Source organism: Streptomyces sp. NPDC101110, from assembly GCF_044759525.1.
GTDB lineage: Bacteria > Actinomycetota > Actinomycetes > Streptomycetales > Streptomycetaceae > Streptomyces.
Map to the genome: position 1 here is coordinate 274,472 of NZ_JBIVZM010000004.1, position 15,712 is coordinate 290,183.

A 15,712-nucleotide genomic window follows, 5' to 3' on the forward strand; every position below is an offset into this window, starting at 1 on the left:
CCGATGGGCCGGCGGTTCGCTGCGGCGCCCCGGGCTCCCCATTGCCGTCCTGCCGGCCTCGCCGAGTGGTGTACGCGTCAGGGCCGCTCAGATGCGGGACAGGGCCCAGAAACCCACGGCGTAGCAGGCCAGTGCGAGGAGCAGCAGGGGCACCGCCACCCTGGCCGGAGGACCTGGTCGCGAGGGCCGCTGAGCCCGGTGCCGTGACGGTGCCGGGCCGCTCGGTGGGGCCGCCGGTGTCCGGGCGGTGTACGAGGCTGTGGAGGCGTCCGCACGGTACTGCTCCGCGGGAGGCACATGCGGGCCGGGGTACACCGGTGGGAGCGGCTGGGCGGGGGACAGCCGGTGGGTGGTGTCGTAGGGCGAGACGGGCGCCTGCGCGGGCGGGGCGTGGACCGGGGCGGGACGGGCCCGTCCGGCCGCGGGGGACGAGGTGACGGTGGGCTGGGGCGGCGGCAGATGGAAGCTGCCGGTGTCCGACATGGAGGCCGGCTGCGCCGGGTCGGCGGTGTGCCGGGGATCGGACGGCGTCACCCATGCGTGGTGCCGGTCGTGCTCGGAGACCTGCTGCCCGCCCGGCTCCGACGCCTTCCCCTCGGCCCGCCGCTGCGAGGACCTCTCCCCGCCCCCCTCCGAGGGGTCGGACGGCTCCTCCCTCGGGCCCAGACCTTTCGCTCTCTCCAGCGGACCCTCGGGGGCGAACCCTCTTGGCAACGGGCCCAGTTGGTCGAAGATCTCGATCAGCTCGTCGTCCGGGCCCGGCTCCGGAAGCAGCTCCGCGGCGGCGGCGAGCGCCTTACGTGCCCCCGTGGCCGTACGGAAGCGCGCCTCCGGATCCGGCTGGAGCAACGAGGCCACCACCTGCCACAGCGGCTCCGGAATGCCCTTGGGCGCACCGGGCGTCCCGTGTTCGGCGAAGTACTGGATGAGCGCCTTGCTGTCCGGTTTGGCACCCTCCAGCAGATACAGCGCGACCAGTCCCACGGCGAACAGGTCGGCGGGGAAGTCCGGTTCGGCCCCCATCATCTGTTCGGGCGCGAGGTAACCGGGCGTCCCCACCACAAGGTTGGTCTCCGTCAGGCGGGGCTCGCCCAGCCGCATCGCGATGCCGAAGTCGGACAGCCGCAGCCGCGGCCGGCCCGTGCCCGTGGCCTCCAGTAGGACATTGGCGGGCTTCACGTCACGATGGACGACGTCCTCCGCGTGCACCGCGGCCAGGCCCGCCAGCAGCTGATCGAGCAGGGTGCAGACGAACGCCGGCGGGAGCGGGCCGTAGTCACCGACGAGGTGGACGAGCGAACCGCCCGCGACCAGGTCCATGGTGAACAGGACCTTGTCGTCGTCGGCGGCCCAGCTGGTCGGGGCGAGCACATGCGGGTGATCGATCCGCAGGGCCTGTTCCCGTACGAAGCGCAGCAGCGAGTGCGCGTCGCTCTGGAGCAGGACCTTGGCGGCCACGTAGCGGCGACGGCGGTGGTCCCAGGCGCGCCAGACGGCACCGACCCCTCCGCGCCCGATCGGGTCGACCAGTTCGTACCGGCCGGCGAAGACCTCACCCATGGCTGTACGTCGCTCCTCCCCCTGCGGCTTCCCCCCTTGCTTCCCCCTCGGCGAGCGCTACGACTCCCCGACGGGGCGAAACGCCTCCCCCGAGTCCCCCGAATCCTGATCCCCCTCGAACCCACGGGCTCCCCCGAACCCCTGGAATTTCCGGGCTCCCCCGAACCCAGGCTGTCTCGACCCGCATCCCCGATGAGTGATACGTCCCCCTCGCGTCGACCGGTCCCCCGTACGGACCACGCCCCCACGTGTCCGCCCGTACCGTGACGCATCCCCCGTCACCTCACCCGAGCCCGTCGCCGAACCCCCTTCGGCGGTCGGGCGGTGGGATCAGTTCTGGTGGGACTGGTAGTGCGTGACGGCGTCCGAGGTGCGGCCGGCGCCGTAGACCCGGAGGAACTCTGCCAGCTCCGGATGGCTCGGGGCGAGAGTGTCGGCGGCGTCGATTATGTCGCCCGCCGCCGCGACCGACCGCAGCAGCGACTGGATCTCGCGCACGACGCGCTTGACCGTGGGCGCCCCCGAACTGCTCGTCGTCTGCGTGGTGTTGCTCAGCACCGAGCCCCCCTGCGACTTCTTGATCTCCTCCATGCGCTCGGTGGCCTCGGCCGCGCTCACACTGCCGTCCGCGACCTGCCCCGCCAGGTCCTGCAGCAGCTGCACCCGCTGCACCACGGCCGGGTTGCCGATCTTCGCCCGCTGACCACTCATCAGCTGCGACAACATCGGTGCGGACAGTCCCAGAACCCCCGCGAGACGAGCCTGGTTGAGACCAAGATCGTCGATGAGCCTACGGAAGAGCGCCCCCAGTGGCTCCCCGTACCAGTTCCGCTGCAGTTCCCGCGCTCTTGCGGTCGCTTCCTGCTGTGCGGCGTCCATTGCGTCTCCCCATCGCTTCCCCATGTACGGCGGTTCGCGGTAGCGAACCACGCCGAGCATCTTACGGAGAGTGGTCGATGACGGGGACCCCCAATCTTTTTGCGGAACCACGGGGGAGACCCGGTACTCTGGTCTCCGACGCCCGCCGGGACGCGGTTTCTCCGGTCGGACGTCCCCTTCCGGGGCCTTAGCTCAGTTGGTAGAGCGCTGTCTTTGCATGGCAGATGTCAGGGGTTCGACTCCCCTAGGCTCCACTCCGGATATGCCCTCCGAGCTGCGGAAACGCGGTCTCGGGGGCATTTCGCATGTCGGCGCGGACGGCGGGGCGCCTGTTTCACGTGAAACAGCCCGGCGGGGCGGGAGACCCTCAAGTCTCCCGCCCCGCCGGGCTGTTAGATCAGGCGCCCTCAGGAATTGTCATCGCGCCGGGAGGCCTCGTCCTCGGCCTGCTTGGCCTCGACCTCCGGATCCAGGACCGCCGGGCCGGTGCCGTCCACGGACGACAGACGCCCCGACTCGGGGACCTCCGTCGCGGCCGGCGGCTCCACCAGCCAGTCCGGGTTGGCCTGCTTGTCCCACCACTTCCACGCGGCGAAAGCACCACCGGCGACCGCGCCCAGAATCACCAGCGTCTTCATGGCCTTACCGGCCTTGGCCCGCCGTTCGTGCTTGCGGACCAGCTTCTGGATCTCCTTGGGCGTGACCTGGCCGCGCAGCGCGGACAGGGCGGCCACACTCCGGGCCGCGGCCTCGGTCGTGACAGGCACGGCCGCGGCCACCGCCTGTTCGATCCTCGGACGCGAGTACTCCGCCGCCTGGCGAGCGGCCTTGCGGGTGCGCTCGGCAGCCTCCTGGGCGGCCTGGTCGACCTTCGGTGGCACATGCGTGCGGGCCTGCTCCAGATACGGCTGCACATGAGTGCCGTACTGGACGCGAGCCTGCCCTGCGGCCTGCGTCACCTTGGGCGCTAGCCGTACGCGTGCCTCGTGCGCGTAGTGCGCGGCCCTGTCCTTGGCCGTGTCGGCGTAGGGCGCCACCACTTCCGCGGCGTGCAGCACGCTGTCCTTCGCCGAACCAGTCGCGGCGCGCACGCTGTCGATGCGGGTCACGGGTTCCTCCTCCTCGGTGGCGTACGGTATTTCGACTTTCCACCCTTTTACGGATCATGCCTCCCGGCACACGACCAGGCATGCGCGGAAGGGCATCCGGGTCACGGGAACCGGCGTCCGAAGGACGCCGATCACGTGCAATAGCGGATGAATGGGGGACAACAGGAGCTTGTCGTCGACAATGCCACGGATCGCAGCCGAGCGCTCCCGCCCCGGGACTACTCGACTTCTTTTTGCGTACACCCGCCGAGGGTTTCCCCCCGCTGCCACGAGGTCGGGCGACGCGGAGGCCCGTCCGTGCGAGGATCGGGGAGTCACGGAAAGACAACGGAAGGCAGATCGTGGCCGAGCAGCTCTACGCCACCCTGAAGACCAATCACGGCGACATCGACGTCCGGCTTCTGCCGAACCACGCGCCCAAGACGGTCAAGAACTTCGTCGAGCTCGCCCAGGGCGAGCGGGAGTGGACGCACCCGGAGACGGGACAGAAGTCCACGGACAAGCTCTACGACGGCACGGTCTTCCACCGGGTGATCAGTGGCTTCATGATCCAGGGCGGTGACCCGCTGGGCAACGGCACCGGCGGCCCCGGCTACCAGTTCGAGGACGAGTTCCACCCCGACCTGCGCTTCGACAAGCCCTACCTGCTCGCGATGGCCAACGCCGGCCCCGGCACCAACGGCTCGCAGTTCTTCATCACGGTCTCCCCGACGGCGTGGCTGAACCGCAAGCACACCATCTTCGGCGAGGTCACCGACGCGGCCAGCCAGAAGGTCGTGGACACCATCGCCACGACCCAGACCAACCCGCGCACCGACCGTCCGCTCAACGACGTGGTCATCGAGTCGGTCGTCATCGAGACCCGCTGAGCGCGAGGGCTTCCGCAGGGAACCCCGTGACGGCCCCGCAGGCCGTCATGCGAAGGCGCCCGCAGGGAACCAATCGCCCCGCTCATCCGTAAGGATGAGCGGGGCGGGCTTTTCTCACACGACCTAGGGGAGACCATGGACGACCAGGCTGCGGGCAGCCCGCAGGACGCCCACAGCGTCCCCATGTGCTACCGCCACCCGGACCGCGAAACGGGCATCCGCTGCACCCGCTGCGAGCGCCCCATCTGCCCCGAATGCATGGTCAACGCCTCCGTCGGCTTCCAGTGCCCCGAATGCGTCCGCACCGGTTCCGGCACGGGCCACTCGCCCACGGCCGCCATGCCCCGGACGATCGCGGGAGGCTCCGTCGCCGCCGACCCGCGGCTGCTGACCAAGATCCTCATCGGTATCAACCTGGCCGTGTTCATCGCCGTCCGGGTCCACGAGTCGCTGCTGACCGACATCTTCCTCCTCGGCGCCTGGCCGCCCGCACCCTTCACGCCCACCCAGGGCGTGGCCGGAGGCGAGTGGTACCGCATGGTCACGTCGATGTTCACGCACCAGGAGATCTGGCACGTCGCGTTCAACATGCTCAGCCTGTGGTGGCTCGGCGGTCCCCTCGAAGCGGCCCTCGGCCGCGCTCGCTACCTCGCCCTCTACTTCATCTCCGGCCTCGCCGGCAGCGCCCTGGCCTATCTGCTGGCATCCCCGACCACGGCGACCCTGGGCGCCTCCGGCGCGATCTTCGGCCTCTTCGGCGCGACGGCCGTGCTGATGCGCCGGCTCAAGTACGACATGCGGCCGATCATCGCGCTGCTGGTGATCAACCTGATCTTCACCTTCAGCCCCGGCTTCAACATCTCCTGGCAGGCCCACATCGGCGGCCTGGTCGCCGGAGTCGTCGTCGGATACGCCATGGTCCACGCCCCGCGGGAACGCCGCGCACTGGTCCAGTTCGGCACCTGTGCCCTGGTCCTCGGCGTGGTCGTGCTCATGACCGTGTTGAGGACGGCGCAGCTCGCCTGACCAGGCGTTGTCCACAGCGGGTGCCGGATCTTGTGCATACGGTGCGGGAACACATGTGCCCCCTGTCACTGACCTGCGTTTCCGCAGGCCAGGCAGGGGGCGAACAAGTTTTCGAGTGCCGGTACTTCCGTCATACCGGCGTCAACGTCCAACGGGTTATCCACAGATCGTCTTCATTATCCCCATGTGGAAAACCGCTGTGGATAACTCAGCGAACACCCCTGGGCAGAGCTGCGTTCACCGCCCGGTGACCGCTACTTCCACTGGGTCGAGACACCGAATCCGGCGGCGATGAAGCCGAATCCCACCACGATGTTCCAGTTGCCCAGCGAGTCGATGGGCAGCGTTCCGTCGGTGACGTAGAAGACGACGATCCAGGCCAGACCGATGAGGAACATGGCCAGCATGACGGGCGCGACCCAGGCACGGTTGGTCAGCTTGATCGCGGTCGTCTGCTTGGCAGGCGGCGGCGTGTAGTCGGCCTTCTTGCGGATACGTGACTTCGGCACGAGGGTCTCTCCTGTCGATGCGCTGCGTGGCCGCGCAGGTAACTGGGTCGGTCTCGGGGCAGCGTAAGGGGACTCCGATTGCTCCCCCGGGCGTCCGTTAGCGTAGTGCTTCCGCCGCGCCGAAGGAGATAAGGGTACGTTGAGCAATTCTGCCGACTCCCCCGGGACGGGATCCACCCCTGAGCGCGCGCGCCGTTTCCGGCCCGTGCGCATCCTCACGGCGGCCGTGTTCGCTCTCGCGGGGCTGATCTTCTTCACCAGCTTCAACACCGCCAAGGGCACCAACATCCGTACGGACACCTCGCTGCTGAAGCTGTCCGACCTCATCCACGAGCGCAGCCGTGAGAACGGGGAACTGGACGAGACCAACGGCACCCTGCGCCAGGAGATAGAGGCCCTCGCCGAGCGGGACGACGGCAGTACCAAGGCGGAGGACGACAAGCTCAGCGCGCTGGAGAAGCGCGCGGGTACACAGAAGCTCAAAGGCGACTCGCTCACGGTCACGCTCAACGACGCTCCGCCGGACGCCACCGCCAAGCTGCCGGGCTACCCCGAGCCGCAGCCGGACTACCTGGTCATCCACCAGCAGGACCTCCAGGCGGTGGTGAACGCGCTGTGGCAGGGCGGGGCCAAGGGCATCAAGGTCATGGACCAGCGGCTGATCTCGACCAGCGCGGTGCGCTGCGTGGGCAACACCCTGATCCTCCAGGGGCGCGTGTACTCGCCGCCGTACAAGATCACGGCGGTCGGTGACCCGGACAGGCTGAAGAACGCGCTCGCGGCCTCCGCCGCGATCCAGAACTACATGGTCTACGTCAATGTCTACGGGCTCGGCTGGAAAGTCGAGGAGAACGGCCCGGTGACTCTGCCCGGCTACTCGGGCACAGTGGATCTGCACTACGCGAAGCCCGTGGAGTAGCGGCCAGGCCGGGGGAGCTGCCGGTGCGCGTGATCGTCAGAACCGTCAGCGAACTGTGCGTCACCGTCGGCAGCGTGATCGTGCTGTTCGTCGTCTACGTGCTCTTCTGGACCGGTGTGCGGGCCGACGGCGTCATGGACGACCAGATCGACCTGCTCCAAAAGGAGTGGTCGAAACCCCGTCCGCCGGCCGGCGCCTCCCCTGCCGGGCCGGTGAAGCCAGCGCCGCACGCCAAGGGCAGGCCCTTCGCGATCATGTACATCCCGCGGCTCGGTTTCACGTGGAACAAGCCCGTGCTCGAAGGCACCGCCACCGGCACCTTGAAGAAAGGGCTGGGGCACTATGCGCAGACCGCTCAGCTCGGGCAGCAGGGGAACTTCGCCGTCGCCGGCCACCGCCGCACCTACGGCGACCCCTTCAAGGACTTTCCCGAGCTCAGGCGGGGTGACGCGGTGGTGCTGACGGACGGCACGACCTGGTTCACGTATCGGATCGACAAAGGCCCGTACAAAACAGTGCCCTCGGAGATCGAGGTGATCGACCCTGTCCCACGTACATCCGGGTACACGCGTGCGGGCCGGTACCTGACGCTGACCACGTGTGAACCGGAATGGGGACACAGCCACCGGCTGATCGTCTGGGCGCACCTGGACTCCACCCAGCCCGTGGAGGCCGGGAAACCAGAGGCGCTGCGCCGTTAGTCTGGTGGCTGTACGGCGTGGGTCTGGTGCCGTGGTACGACGGAAGGGACGGCATGTACGGCTGGATCTGGCGGCATCTGCCGGGGAACACGGGAGTGAAGGCAGTGATCTCACTCGTCCTGGTCGTGGCCGTGGTCTACGTCCTCTTCCAGTACGTCTTCCCGTGGGCGGAACCGCTGCTGCCCTTCAACGATGTGACGGTGGACAACCAGTGAGCGCGCGCATTCTCGTCGTCGACAACTACGACAGCTTCGTCTTCAACCTGGTCCAGTACCTGTACCAGCTGGGCGCCGAGTGCGAGGTCCTGCGCAACGACGAGGTCTCGACGGCGCACGCCCAGGACGGTTTCGACGGGGTGCTGCTCTCCCCCGGGCCCGGCACGCCGGAGCAGGCCGGCGTGTGCGTCGACATGGTCCGGCACTGTGCGGACACCGGTGTCCCGGTCTTCGGTGTCTGCCTAGGCATGCAGTCGATGCAGGTGGCGTACGGCGGTGTGGTGGACCGGGCACCGGAGCTGCTGCACGGCAAAACCTCGCTGGTCGAGCACAGCGGGGGCGGCGTCTTCGCCGGCCTGCCCTCGCCCTTCACGGCGACGCGCTACCACTCCCTGGCCGCCGAGCCGGCCACGGTTCCGGACGAGCTGGAGGTCACGGCCCGTACGCACGACGGCATCGTGATGGGTCTCCGGCACCGCGAACTTCCGGTCGAGGGAGTGCAGTTCCACCCCGAGTCGGTGCTGACCGAGCACGGGCACCGGATGCTGGCCAACTGGCTGGTGGAGTGCGGCGACCAGGGCGCGGTGGCGAGGTCGGCCGGGCTCGCCCCGGTGGTGGGCAGGGCCTCGGCGTGACCGCGCTGCGCCCCGAGCGCGAGTCCGACACCTCGTACGGGCAGCAGTCGTACGGGGCGCGGGGCGCGTTCGAGGAGTGGTCGGGCGGGGAGTCGTACGGGGTGACCCCGCACTCCCAGCCGCAGCAGCCGTACGCGTCGTACGAGCCCGTGCCGGACGAGAGGTATCTGCCGCCCGCCGACGAGGAGACGGTGGCGCTGCGGATACCGGATCCCCTGCCGGAGGGTGGCGGCCCCACGACGGGCTCTGCCGCTTCCTCCGCCACGCGCCGGGACGGACCGGCCCACGGTGGGCGCGCGGCCCGCAGAAAGGCCGCCAAGCGCCGTCACGGGCGCCATGGCGGAGCCTCGGACACGTCGGACACCCCGTCCGCCCGCACCGGCAGCGGGGGCCGGGGAGGGGCGCCGCTGTCGCGGGTCGAGGCGCGGCGGCAGGCACGGGCGCGCAAACCGGGGGCGGCGGTTGTCGCGAGCCGGGCGATCGGCGAGGTGTTCATCACCACCGGCGTCCTGATGCTGCTGTTCGTCACCTACCAGCTGTGGTGGACGAACGTGCGGGCGCACGCCCAGGCCGGCAAGGAGGCCAGCAGCCTCCAGAACGACTGGGCGAGCGGCAAACGGAACCCGGGCGCCTTCGAACCGGGGCAGGGTTTCGCCATCCTGCACATTCCGAAGCTGGACGTGGTCGTGCCGATCGCCGAGGGGACCAGCAGCAAGGGCGTGCTCGACCGGGGCATGGTCGGCCATTACGCCGAGGGTGCGCTGAAGACGGCGATGCCCGGTGACAGGAGCGGCAACTTCGGGCTCGCGGGTCACCGCAACACCCACGGAGAACCCTTCCGGTACATCAACAAGCTCGCTCCGGGCGATCCGATCGTCGTGGAGACGCAGGACGAGTACTTCGTCTACAAGATGGCGTCGATCCTGCCGGTGACGCCGCCGAGCAACACGAGCGTGCTGAATCCGGTGCCCAAGGGGTCGGGATTCACCAAGCCCGGCCGTTACATCACGCTGACCACGTGCACGCCGGAGTTCACCAGTAAGTACCGGATGATCGTCTGGGGCAAGATGGTCGAGGAACGGCCGCGCAGCAAGGGCAAGCCGGATGCGCTCGTCAGTTAAGGGCAGATGACCAGTGGCAGCGACCACCGACACGGATCACGAAGAGCACACCGGCAGGGGGTCCCGGCCGCACGCGGCACGACGCCGCGTCGGGCCGGTCGCGATGGCGGTCAGCTTCTTCGGGGAACTCCTCATCACCGCGGGCCTGGTCCTCGGCCTGTTCGTCGTCTATTCGCTGTGGTGGACGAACGTGGTCGCCGACCGTGCGGCGGGCAAGCAGGCGGACCAGGTCCGTGAGGACTGGGCACACGGCCGGGGCGGCCCGGGTGTGCTGGACACGCACAACGGCATCGGGTTCCTGCACGTGCCGTCGATGCGCAACGGTGAGGTGCTGGTCGAGAAGGGCACGTCGAACAAGATCCTCAACGACGGTGTCGCCGGCTACTACACCGATCCGGTGAAGGCGACCCTGCCGATGTCGGGCAAGAACGGCAACTTCTCCCTCGCCGCCCATCGCGACGGCCACGGCGCGAAGTTCCACAACATCGACAAGATCGGCAAGGGCGACCCGATCGTCTTCGAGACGAAGGACAAGTGGTACGTCTACAAGGTCTACGGCATCCTTCCCGAGACGTCGAAGTTCAACGTCAAGGTCCTCTCGCAGGTCCCGAAGGAGTCGGGCCGGAAGAAGCCGGGCCACTACATCACGCTGACGACCTGCACGCCGGTGTACACGAGCACGTACCGGTACGTGGTGTGGGGTGAGCTGGAGCGCGTGGAGAAGGTGGACGCGGACCGCACGCCGCCGAAGGAACTGCGCTGACGGCACTCCCGGCGGGAGAGCAGCCGCCGGCATGACGACGGCCCGAAGGCGCGCCGTACCGGCGTACCCCCGGGCCGGAACCGACGGTCGTCAGGACCACTCGATGCAGGAGTTCAGCTTCCATCGAACACCCGCGCAGTCCGCCTCATGAGCGTCCCCGTCTCTGGATGGTCCGATGACCAACGGATCATCAGGAAGCGTCTGAACAAACGGTGATGGCCCGGGCTCCCCGTGGGAGCCCGGGCCATCACCGTGGTGCGGTGAGCCGTCAGTCGTCTTCGTTGCTGCCGGTGATGCCGCCGAAGATGCCGCCGTTTCCGCCGCCGCCGTTGTTGTTGCCGCCGTTGTTCCCGAAGCCGACGGTCTGAAGGGTGATCGTCGTCCCTGCCGGGTCGTCGACCTCCTGGTTGGCGCCGGGGTTCTGGCCGGCGACGAGGGCGTTGTCGCTCTGGTCGCTGCCCTCGGCGAACTGGATGTTGGTGAAGCCCTGCTGCGCGAGGGTCTGCTTGGCCTGGCCGACCGTCTGGCCGACGACCTGCGGGACCTTGACCTTCTGCTTCTGCTTCTTCTTGCCGATCTGGATGTTGACCGACGAGTTCGGGTCGACCGACGTGCCGGCCTGCGGGGTGGTCTGGATGACCTTGCCCACCTGGCTGTCGTCGTCGGTCTCCACCTCGGTGCAGTTGCCGATCAGGTCACTGGCCTGCATCTGCTGCTTGGCCGCGTCGCAGGTCTGGCCGAGCACGTCCGGGACGGTGGACTTCTCCGCTTCCTTGGCGATGGTCAGGGTGATCGTGGAGCCCTTCTCCACCTCTGCGCCCGTGGTGGGGTCCTGCTCCAGAACGGTGCCAGGCTTCTCGGGGGACGTCCGGGTCTTCGTTTCGACCTCGAACTTGTACTTGTCGTCCTCCAGCTTGGCCTTCGCCTCGTCCAGAGTCAGGCCGGTGACGCTGGGCACCGTCACCTTCGGCGCCCCCGTCGACACCACCAGGGAGATGGTGTCGCCCTTGTTGACCTGCACCCCGGCCTTCGGGTCCTGGGAGCAGATCTTGCCCTTGCTCTGGCTGTCACAGGGCTTGCTGGAGAAGGTCAGTTCCAGATCGGAGTTCTTGGCCAGCTGCTGGGCGCTGCTCTTCGACTCACCGACGAAGTTGGGCGCCGCGAGCGCGTCGTTGCCCGCGCCTCCGTCGCCGCTGAACGCCCACCGGCCGATCAGGATCGCCCCGACCAGGACCAGGATGCCGGCGACGACCAGCAGGATCGTGGAGGTGTTGGACTTGCGCTGCTGCCCGCGGCGCCGGTCGGGGCGGTCGTCGTAGCCGTAGCCGCCGTCGTCCGGGTTCATGGGGGGCAGCATGGACGTGGCGCCGGCGCCGGAGTCGGCGCGCAGGGCCGTCGTCGGCTGGTCGTCGGGGTAGCCGCCGTAGCCGGCGGAGCCCATCGCTGCCGTGGCGGCGACCGGCTGGCCGTCGAGGCAGGCCTCGATGTCGGCGCGCATCTCGTCGGCCGACTGGTAGCGGTAGTCCGGGTCCTTGACGAGCGCCTTCAGCACGATCGCGTCCATCTCGGGGGTGATCTCGGGGTCGAAGACGCTCGGCGACTGCGGCTCCTCCCGGACGTGCTGGTAGGCCACGGCCACCGGGGAGTCGCCGACGAACGGAGGACGGACGGTCAGCAGCTCGTACAGCAGACAGCCGGTGGAGTACAGGTCGGACCGGGCGTCGACCTGCTCGCCCTTGGCTTGCTCCGGCGAGAGGTACTGGGCGGTGCCGATGACCGCGGAGGTCTGCGTCATCGTCATGCCGGAGTCGCCCATGGCGCGGGCGATGCCGAAGTCCATGACCTTGACCTGGCCGTTGCGCGTGAGCATGACGTTGGCCGGCTTGATGTCGCGGTGGACGATGCCGGCGCGGTGGGAGTACTCCAGGGCCTGGAGGATGCCGATGGTCATCTCCATGGCACGCTCCGGCAGCAGCTTGCGGCCGGAGTGCAGCAGCTCACGCAGGGTCGAGCCGTCCACGTACTCCATGACGATGTACGGGATCGACACGTTGTCGATGTAGTCCTCGCCCGTGTCGTAGACCGCGACGATCGCGGGATGGTTGAGCGAGGCGGCCGACTGGGCCTCCCGGCGGAACCGGGCCTGGAAGGAAGGGTCACGCGCGAGATCCGCACGCAACGTCTTCACCGCCACGGTGCGGCCGAGGCGGGTGTCATGCGCGAGGTAGACCTCCGCCATGCCACCACGCCCGAGCACCTGGCCCAGTTCGTACCGGCCGCCGAGGCGACGCGGCTCTTCCATAGCTACCTACCAGCCCTCTCCGTCGGTCCCGACCGGCACGCTTGTACGGTCGGAGGCTGCCGTCCGGGCCTACCGTACCCGGCTCGCTTTATGTGACCTGGCCAAGCCCGTCAGCCGATACAGGACCGGTATCGCAACGTGCACCGATGTGAAGCAGGCGTGAGCGGGGTCACTTCTTGCTGTCGATGACCGCCTCCATCACGTTCCTCGCGATCGGCGCCGCGAGGCCGCCACCGGAGATGTCGTCACGGACGGCGTTGTCGTCCTCGACGACGACCGCCACCGCGACCGGCGAGCTGCCGTCGTCGCCCTTGGCGTAGGAGATGAACCACGCGTAGGGGTTCTCGCTGTTGTCGACGCCGTGCTGGGCGGTACCGGTCTTGCCGCCCACCGTGACGCCGGGGATCTTGGCGTTCGAGCCCGTGCCCTTGTCGACGACCGTCTCCATCATCGACTGGAGGATCTGCGCGTTCTCCGGCGACAGCGGCTGGCTCAGCTCCTCCGGGTCGGTCTTCGTGATCGGGTCGAGGCCGGGCGACTGGAGCTCGTCGACCATGTACGGCTTCATCAGCTTGCCGTCGTTGGCGACGGCCGAGGCGACCATGGCCATCTGCAGCGGGGTCGCGGCGGTGTTGAACTGCCCGATGGACGACAGCGCGGTCTGCGACGGGTTCATGTCGTCGGAGAAGACCGAGGCGTTGGCGCGGACCGGCGTGAAGTGCTCCTCGTCGAAGCCGAACTTCTTGGCCATGTCCAGCATCTTGTCGTTGCCGAGGTCCGAGCCGATCTTGCCGAAGACGGTGTTGCAGGAGTACTGGAGGGCCACCCGCAGCGTCGCGTTCTCGCAGGGGATGTTGCCCTCGTTGGGCAGCTTGGTGGTGGTGCCCTTCATGATCCACGGGTCCGGCGAGTTCGTCTTGGCGTCGGCGGACGTGTACAGACCGTCCTCCAGCGCCGCGGCCGCGGTGACGACCTTGAACGTGGAGCCGGGCGGGTAGGTCTCCCGCAGTGCCCGGTTGAGCATCGGGTCGTCGGGGTTGTTCTTCTTCTGCAGCTTCGTCCAGGCCTTGCTGTCCTTCGTCGTGGAGTTGCCGGCGAAGGACGACGGGTCGTACGACGGGTAGGAGGCCAGGGCGAGGATCTTGCCCGTCGACGGTTCCAGGGCGACTACGGCGCCCTTGCCGCCCTGCTTCTCGAGGCCGTTGTACGCGGCCTTCTGGGCGGCGGAGTTCAGGGTGGTGACGACGTTGCCGCCCTGCTGCTTCTTGCCCGTGAGCATGTCGAGGGTGTTGCGGAAGAACAGCCGGTCGTCGTTGCCGGTGAGGATGCCGTCCTCGAGGTTCTCCAGCTGCGTGGCGCCGAAGGCCTGCGAGGCGTAGCCGGTGACCGGCGCCCACATGGGGCCGTCCTTGTAGGTGCGCTTGAACTTGAAGTCGCTGCCCGACGACTCGGCGGAGCCGGTGATCGCCTTTCCGCCGACGATGATGTTGCCGCGCGGGGAGGCATAGCGCTCGATGGTGACGCGGCGGTTGTTCTTGTTGGTCCGGAGTTCGTCGGCCTGGACGTACTGGATCCAGTTGTCGCGGATCAGCAGTGCCAGAACGAGCAGGCCGCAGAAGATCGCGATCCGGCGCAGGGGCTTGTTCATGACGGGCGGACCACCTGGGTCATCTCGGCGTCGGGGTTGGCGGCGGGGGCGGGGGCCGGGCGGCGGGCGGTGTCGCTGATGCGCAACAGGATGCCGATCAGCGCCCAGTTGGCGATCACGGAGGAACCGCCGTACGCCACGAACGGCAGCGTCATACCGGTCAGCGGGATGAGGCCCATCACACCGCCGGCCACGACGAACACCTGGAGGGCGAAGGCGCCGGACAGGCCGATCGCCAGCAGCTTGCCGAACGGGTCACGGGCCGCGAGGGCGGTACGCACGCCGCGCTCGACGATCAGACCGTAGAGCAGCATGATCGCCATGACGCCCGCCAGACCCAGCTCCTCGCCGAAGGTGGCGAGGATGAAGTCGGAGTTGGCGGCGAAGCCGATGAGGTCGGAGTTGCCCTGCCCCAGACCGGTGCCGAGGGTGCCGCCGGAACCGAAGGCCCACAGTGCCTGCATGGCCTGCTCGGAGTGGACGACGCCGTCCTGGACGGCAGCACGGGAGAGCTCGAACTCCCGCATCGGGTCCAGCCAGGCCTGGACACGCGTCTGGATGTGCGGCTCGAAGCTCGCCACGCCGACCGCGCCGACCGCGGACATCAGCAGACCGAAGACGATCCAGCTGGTCCGCTCGGTGGCGACGTACAGCATGATGACGAACATCCCGAAGAACAGCAGGGATGTACCGAGGTCGGTCTCGAAGACCAGGATCAGGATCGACATCACCCAGACGACGAGGATCGGACCCAGGTCACGGCCACGCGGCAGGTACAGACCCATGAAGCGACGGCTGGCCAGGGCCAGGGCGTCCCTCTTGACCATGAGGTAGCCGGCGAAGAACACCGCCAGGGCGATCTTCGCGAACTCACCGGGCTGGAGCGTGCCGAGGCCGGGGATCTTGATCCAGATCTTGGCGCCGTAGGTCGGAGCACTGAGACCGGGGATCAGCGGCATCACGAGCAGGAGCAGGGCCGCGGCCATGGAGATGTAGGTGTACCGCTGGAGGACCCGGTGGTCCTTGAGGAAGATCAGCACGACCACCAGCAGCGCGACGCCCATCGCCGAGTACAGCAGCTGGCGCGGAGCCGCCTCGACGAAGGTCCTGCTCGCCTGCAGCTTCTCCGACTGGTCCAGCCGCCAGATCACCACCAGTCCGAGCCCGTTGAGAAGGGTCGCCAGCGGCAGCATCAGCGGGTCAGCGTACGGCGCGAACTTCCGGACGACGAGGTGCCCGACGCCCGCGAGCAGACCGAGCCCGAGCCCGTAGCTCAACAGGCCCGGCGGCACCGAGTCGTGGAGTGCCAGGCCGACGTTGGCGTAGGCGAACACCGGGATGACGACGGCGAACACCAGCAGTGCGAGCTCGGTGTTGCGCCGGCTCGGCGCGCCGATGGCGCCGATCGTGGACGTGTGGTGCGTCGCCGAGGGCGACGTATTCGTACCGCTCATCG

At 68.5% G+C, this 15,712-nt stretch carries 15 protein-coding genes and 1 tRNA gene; 9 read left to right on the forward strand and 7 right to left on the reverse strand.

Annotation, left to right across the window (positions count from 1 at the left end; all coding sequences use genetic code 11):
* Nucleotides 1-87: 87 nt before the first annotated feature.
* Complete coding sequence (locus ACIQU3_RS10580) at nucleotides 88-1,560, reverse strand: protein kinase (protein WP_403924403.1); 1,473 nt, start codon at nucleotides 1,558-1,560, stop codon at nucleotides 88-90.
* 330 nt (nucleotides 1,561-1,890) lie between these two features.
* Complete coding sequence (locus ACIQU3_RS10585) at nucleotides 1,891-2,439, reverse strand: DNA-binding protein (protein ID WP_189590515.1); 549 nt, start codon at nucleotides 2,437-2,439, stop codon at nucleotides 1,891-1,893.
* Between the two features lie 181 nt (nucleotides 2,440-2,620).
* Between ACIQU3_RS10585 and ACIQU3_RS10590 the strand changes: the two genes are divergently transcribed.
* A tRNA-Ala gene (locus ACIQU3_RS10590) sits at nucleotides 2,621-2,693 on the forward strand.
* A 153-nt stretch (nucleotides 2,694-2,846) separates the two neighbouring features.
* Here ACIQU3_RS10590 and ACIQU3_RS10595 read toward each other — a convergent pair.
* Nucleotides 2,847-3,548: a DUF5324 family protein gene (locus ACIQU3_RS10595; RefSeq protein WP_403741872.1), complete on the reverse strand. Its 702-nt coding sequence runs from the start codon at nucleotides 3,546-3,548 to the stop codon at nucleotides 2,847-2,849.
* Between the two features lie 341 nt (nucleotides 3,549-3,889).
* On the opposite strand from ACIQU3_RS10595, the gene ACIQU3_RS10600 reads away from it, so the two are divergent.
* Both ACIQU3_RS10600 and ACIQU3_RS10605 read left to right on the forward strand, forming a co-directional pair.
* Nucleotides 3,890-4,417 (forward strand): peptidylprolyl isomerase, encoded by a 528-nt coding sequence (locus tag ACIQU3_RS10600; RefSeq protein WP_403741875.1) that lies wholly within the window; start codon nucleotides 3,890-3,892, stop codon nucleotides 4,415-4,417.
* A gap of 135 nt (nucleotides 4,418-4,552) precedes the next feature.
* Nucleotides 4,553-5,443: a rhomboid family intramembrane serine protease gene (locus ACIQU3_RS10605; protein WP_403924407.1), complete on the forward strand. Its 891-nt coding sequence runs from the start codon at nucleotides 4,553-4,555 to the stop codon at nucleotides 5,441-5,443.
* Between the two features lie 254 nt (nucleotides 5,444-5,697).
* Here ACIQU3_RS10605 and crgA read toward each other — a convergent pair whose 3' ends face one another.
* Complete coding sequence (crgA, locus tag ACIQU3_RS10610) at nucleotides 5,698-5,952, reverse strand: cell division protein CrgA (RefSeq protein ID WP_333931863.1); 255 nt, start codon at nucleotides 5,950-5,952, stop codon at nucleotides 5,698-5,700.
* A gap of 139 nt (nucleotides 5,953-6,091) precedes the next feature.
* On the opposite strand from crgA, the gene ACIQU3_RS10615 reads away from it, so the two are divergent.
* The 6 genes from ACIQU3_RS10615 to ACIQU3_RS10640 are packed head-to-tail and all read left to right on the forward strand — an operon-like array spanning nucleotide 6,092 to nucleotide 10,306.
* Nucleotides 6,092-6,871 (forward strand): DUF881 domain-containing protein, encoded by a 780-nt coding sequence (locus ACIQU3_RS10615; RefSeq protein WP_403924410.1) that lies wholly within the window; start codon nucleotides 6,092-6,094, stop codon nucleotides 6,869-6,871.
* A 23-nt stretch (nucleotides 6,872-6,894) separates the two neighbouring features.
* Complete coding sequence (locus ACIQU3_RS10620; protein WP_403924413.1) at nucleotides 6,895-7,572, forward strand: class E sortase; 678 nt, start codon at nucleotides 6,895-6,897, stop codon at nucleotides 7,570-7,572.
* Between the two features lie 17 nt (nucleotides 7,573-7,589).
* Nucleotides 7,590-7,787 (forward strand): hypothetical protein, encoded by a 198-nt coding sequence (locus ACIQU3_RS10625; protein WP_403742053.1) that lies wholly within the window; start codon nucleotides 7,590-7,592, stop codon nucleotides 7,785-7,787.
* The gene (locus ACIQU3_RS10630; RefSeq protein WP_403924416.1) at nucleotides 7,784-8,422 is read left to right on the forward strand and encodes an aminodeoxychorismate/anthranilate synthase component II; all 639 of its coding nucleotides are present in this window, start codon (nucleotides 7,784-7,786) and stop codon (nucleotides 8,420-8,422) included. The genes ACIQU3_RS10625 and ACIQU3_RS10630 overlap by 4 nt, the downstream gene beginning before the upstream one ends.
* Complete coding sequence (locus tag ACIQU3_RS10635) at nucleotides 8,419-9,543, forward strand: class E sortase (RefSeq protein WP_403924419.1); 1,125 nt, start codon at nucleotides 8,419-8,421, stop codon at nucleotides 9,541-9,543. Before ACIQU3_RS10630 ends, ACIQU3_RS10635 begins: the two co-directional genes overlap by 4 nt.
* A 13-nt stretch (nucleotides 9,544-9,556) precedes the next feature.
* On the forward strand, nucleotides 9,557-10,306 hold the full coding sequence (locus ACIQU3_RS10640; RefSeq protein ID WP_403741898.1) for a class E sortase: 750 nt from the start codon (nucleotides 9,557-9,559) through the stop codon (nucleotides 10,304-10,306).
* 268 nt (nucleotides 10,307-10,574) lie between these two features.
* Here ACIQU3_RS10640 and pknB read toward each other — a convergent pair whose 3' ends face one another.
* The 3 genes from pknB to ACIQU3_RS10655 all read right to left on the reverse strand — a co-directional run bounded on the left by pknB (nucleotide 10,575) and on the right by ACIQU3_RS10655 (nucleotide 15,710).
* Nucleotides 10,575-12,608: a Stk1 family PASTA domain-containing Ser/Thr kinase gene (gene pknB / locus ACIQU3_RS10645; RefSeq protein ID WP_403741902.1), complete on the reverse strand. Its 2,034-nt coding sequence runs from the start codon at nucleotides 12,606-12,608 to the stop codon at nucleotides 10,575-10,577.
* A gap of 169 nt (nucleotides 12,609-12,777) precedes the next feature.
* Nucleotides 12,778-14,256 (reverse strand): peptidoglycan D,D-transpeptidase FtsI family protein, encoded by a 1,479-nt coding sequence (locus ACIQU3_RS10650; protein ID WP_403741905.1) that lies wholly within the window; start codon nucleotides 14,254-14,256, stop codon nucleotides 12,778-12,780.
* Nucleotides 14,253-15,710, reverse strand: coding sequence for an FtsW/RodA/SpoVE family cell cycle protein (locus ACIQU3_RS10655; RefSeq protein WP_366716883.1), 1,458 nt, complete (start codon nucleotides 15,708-15,710; stop codon nucleotides 14,253-14,255). Before ACIQU3_RS10655 ends, ACIQU3_RS10650 begins: the two co-directional genes overlap by 4 nt.
* Nucleotides 15,711-15,712: the final 2 nt, after the last annotated feature.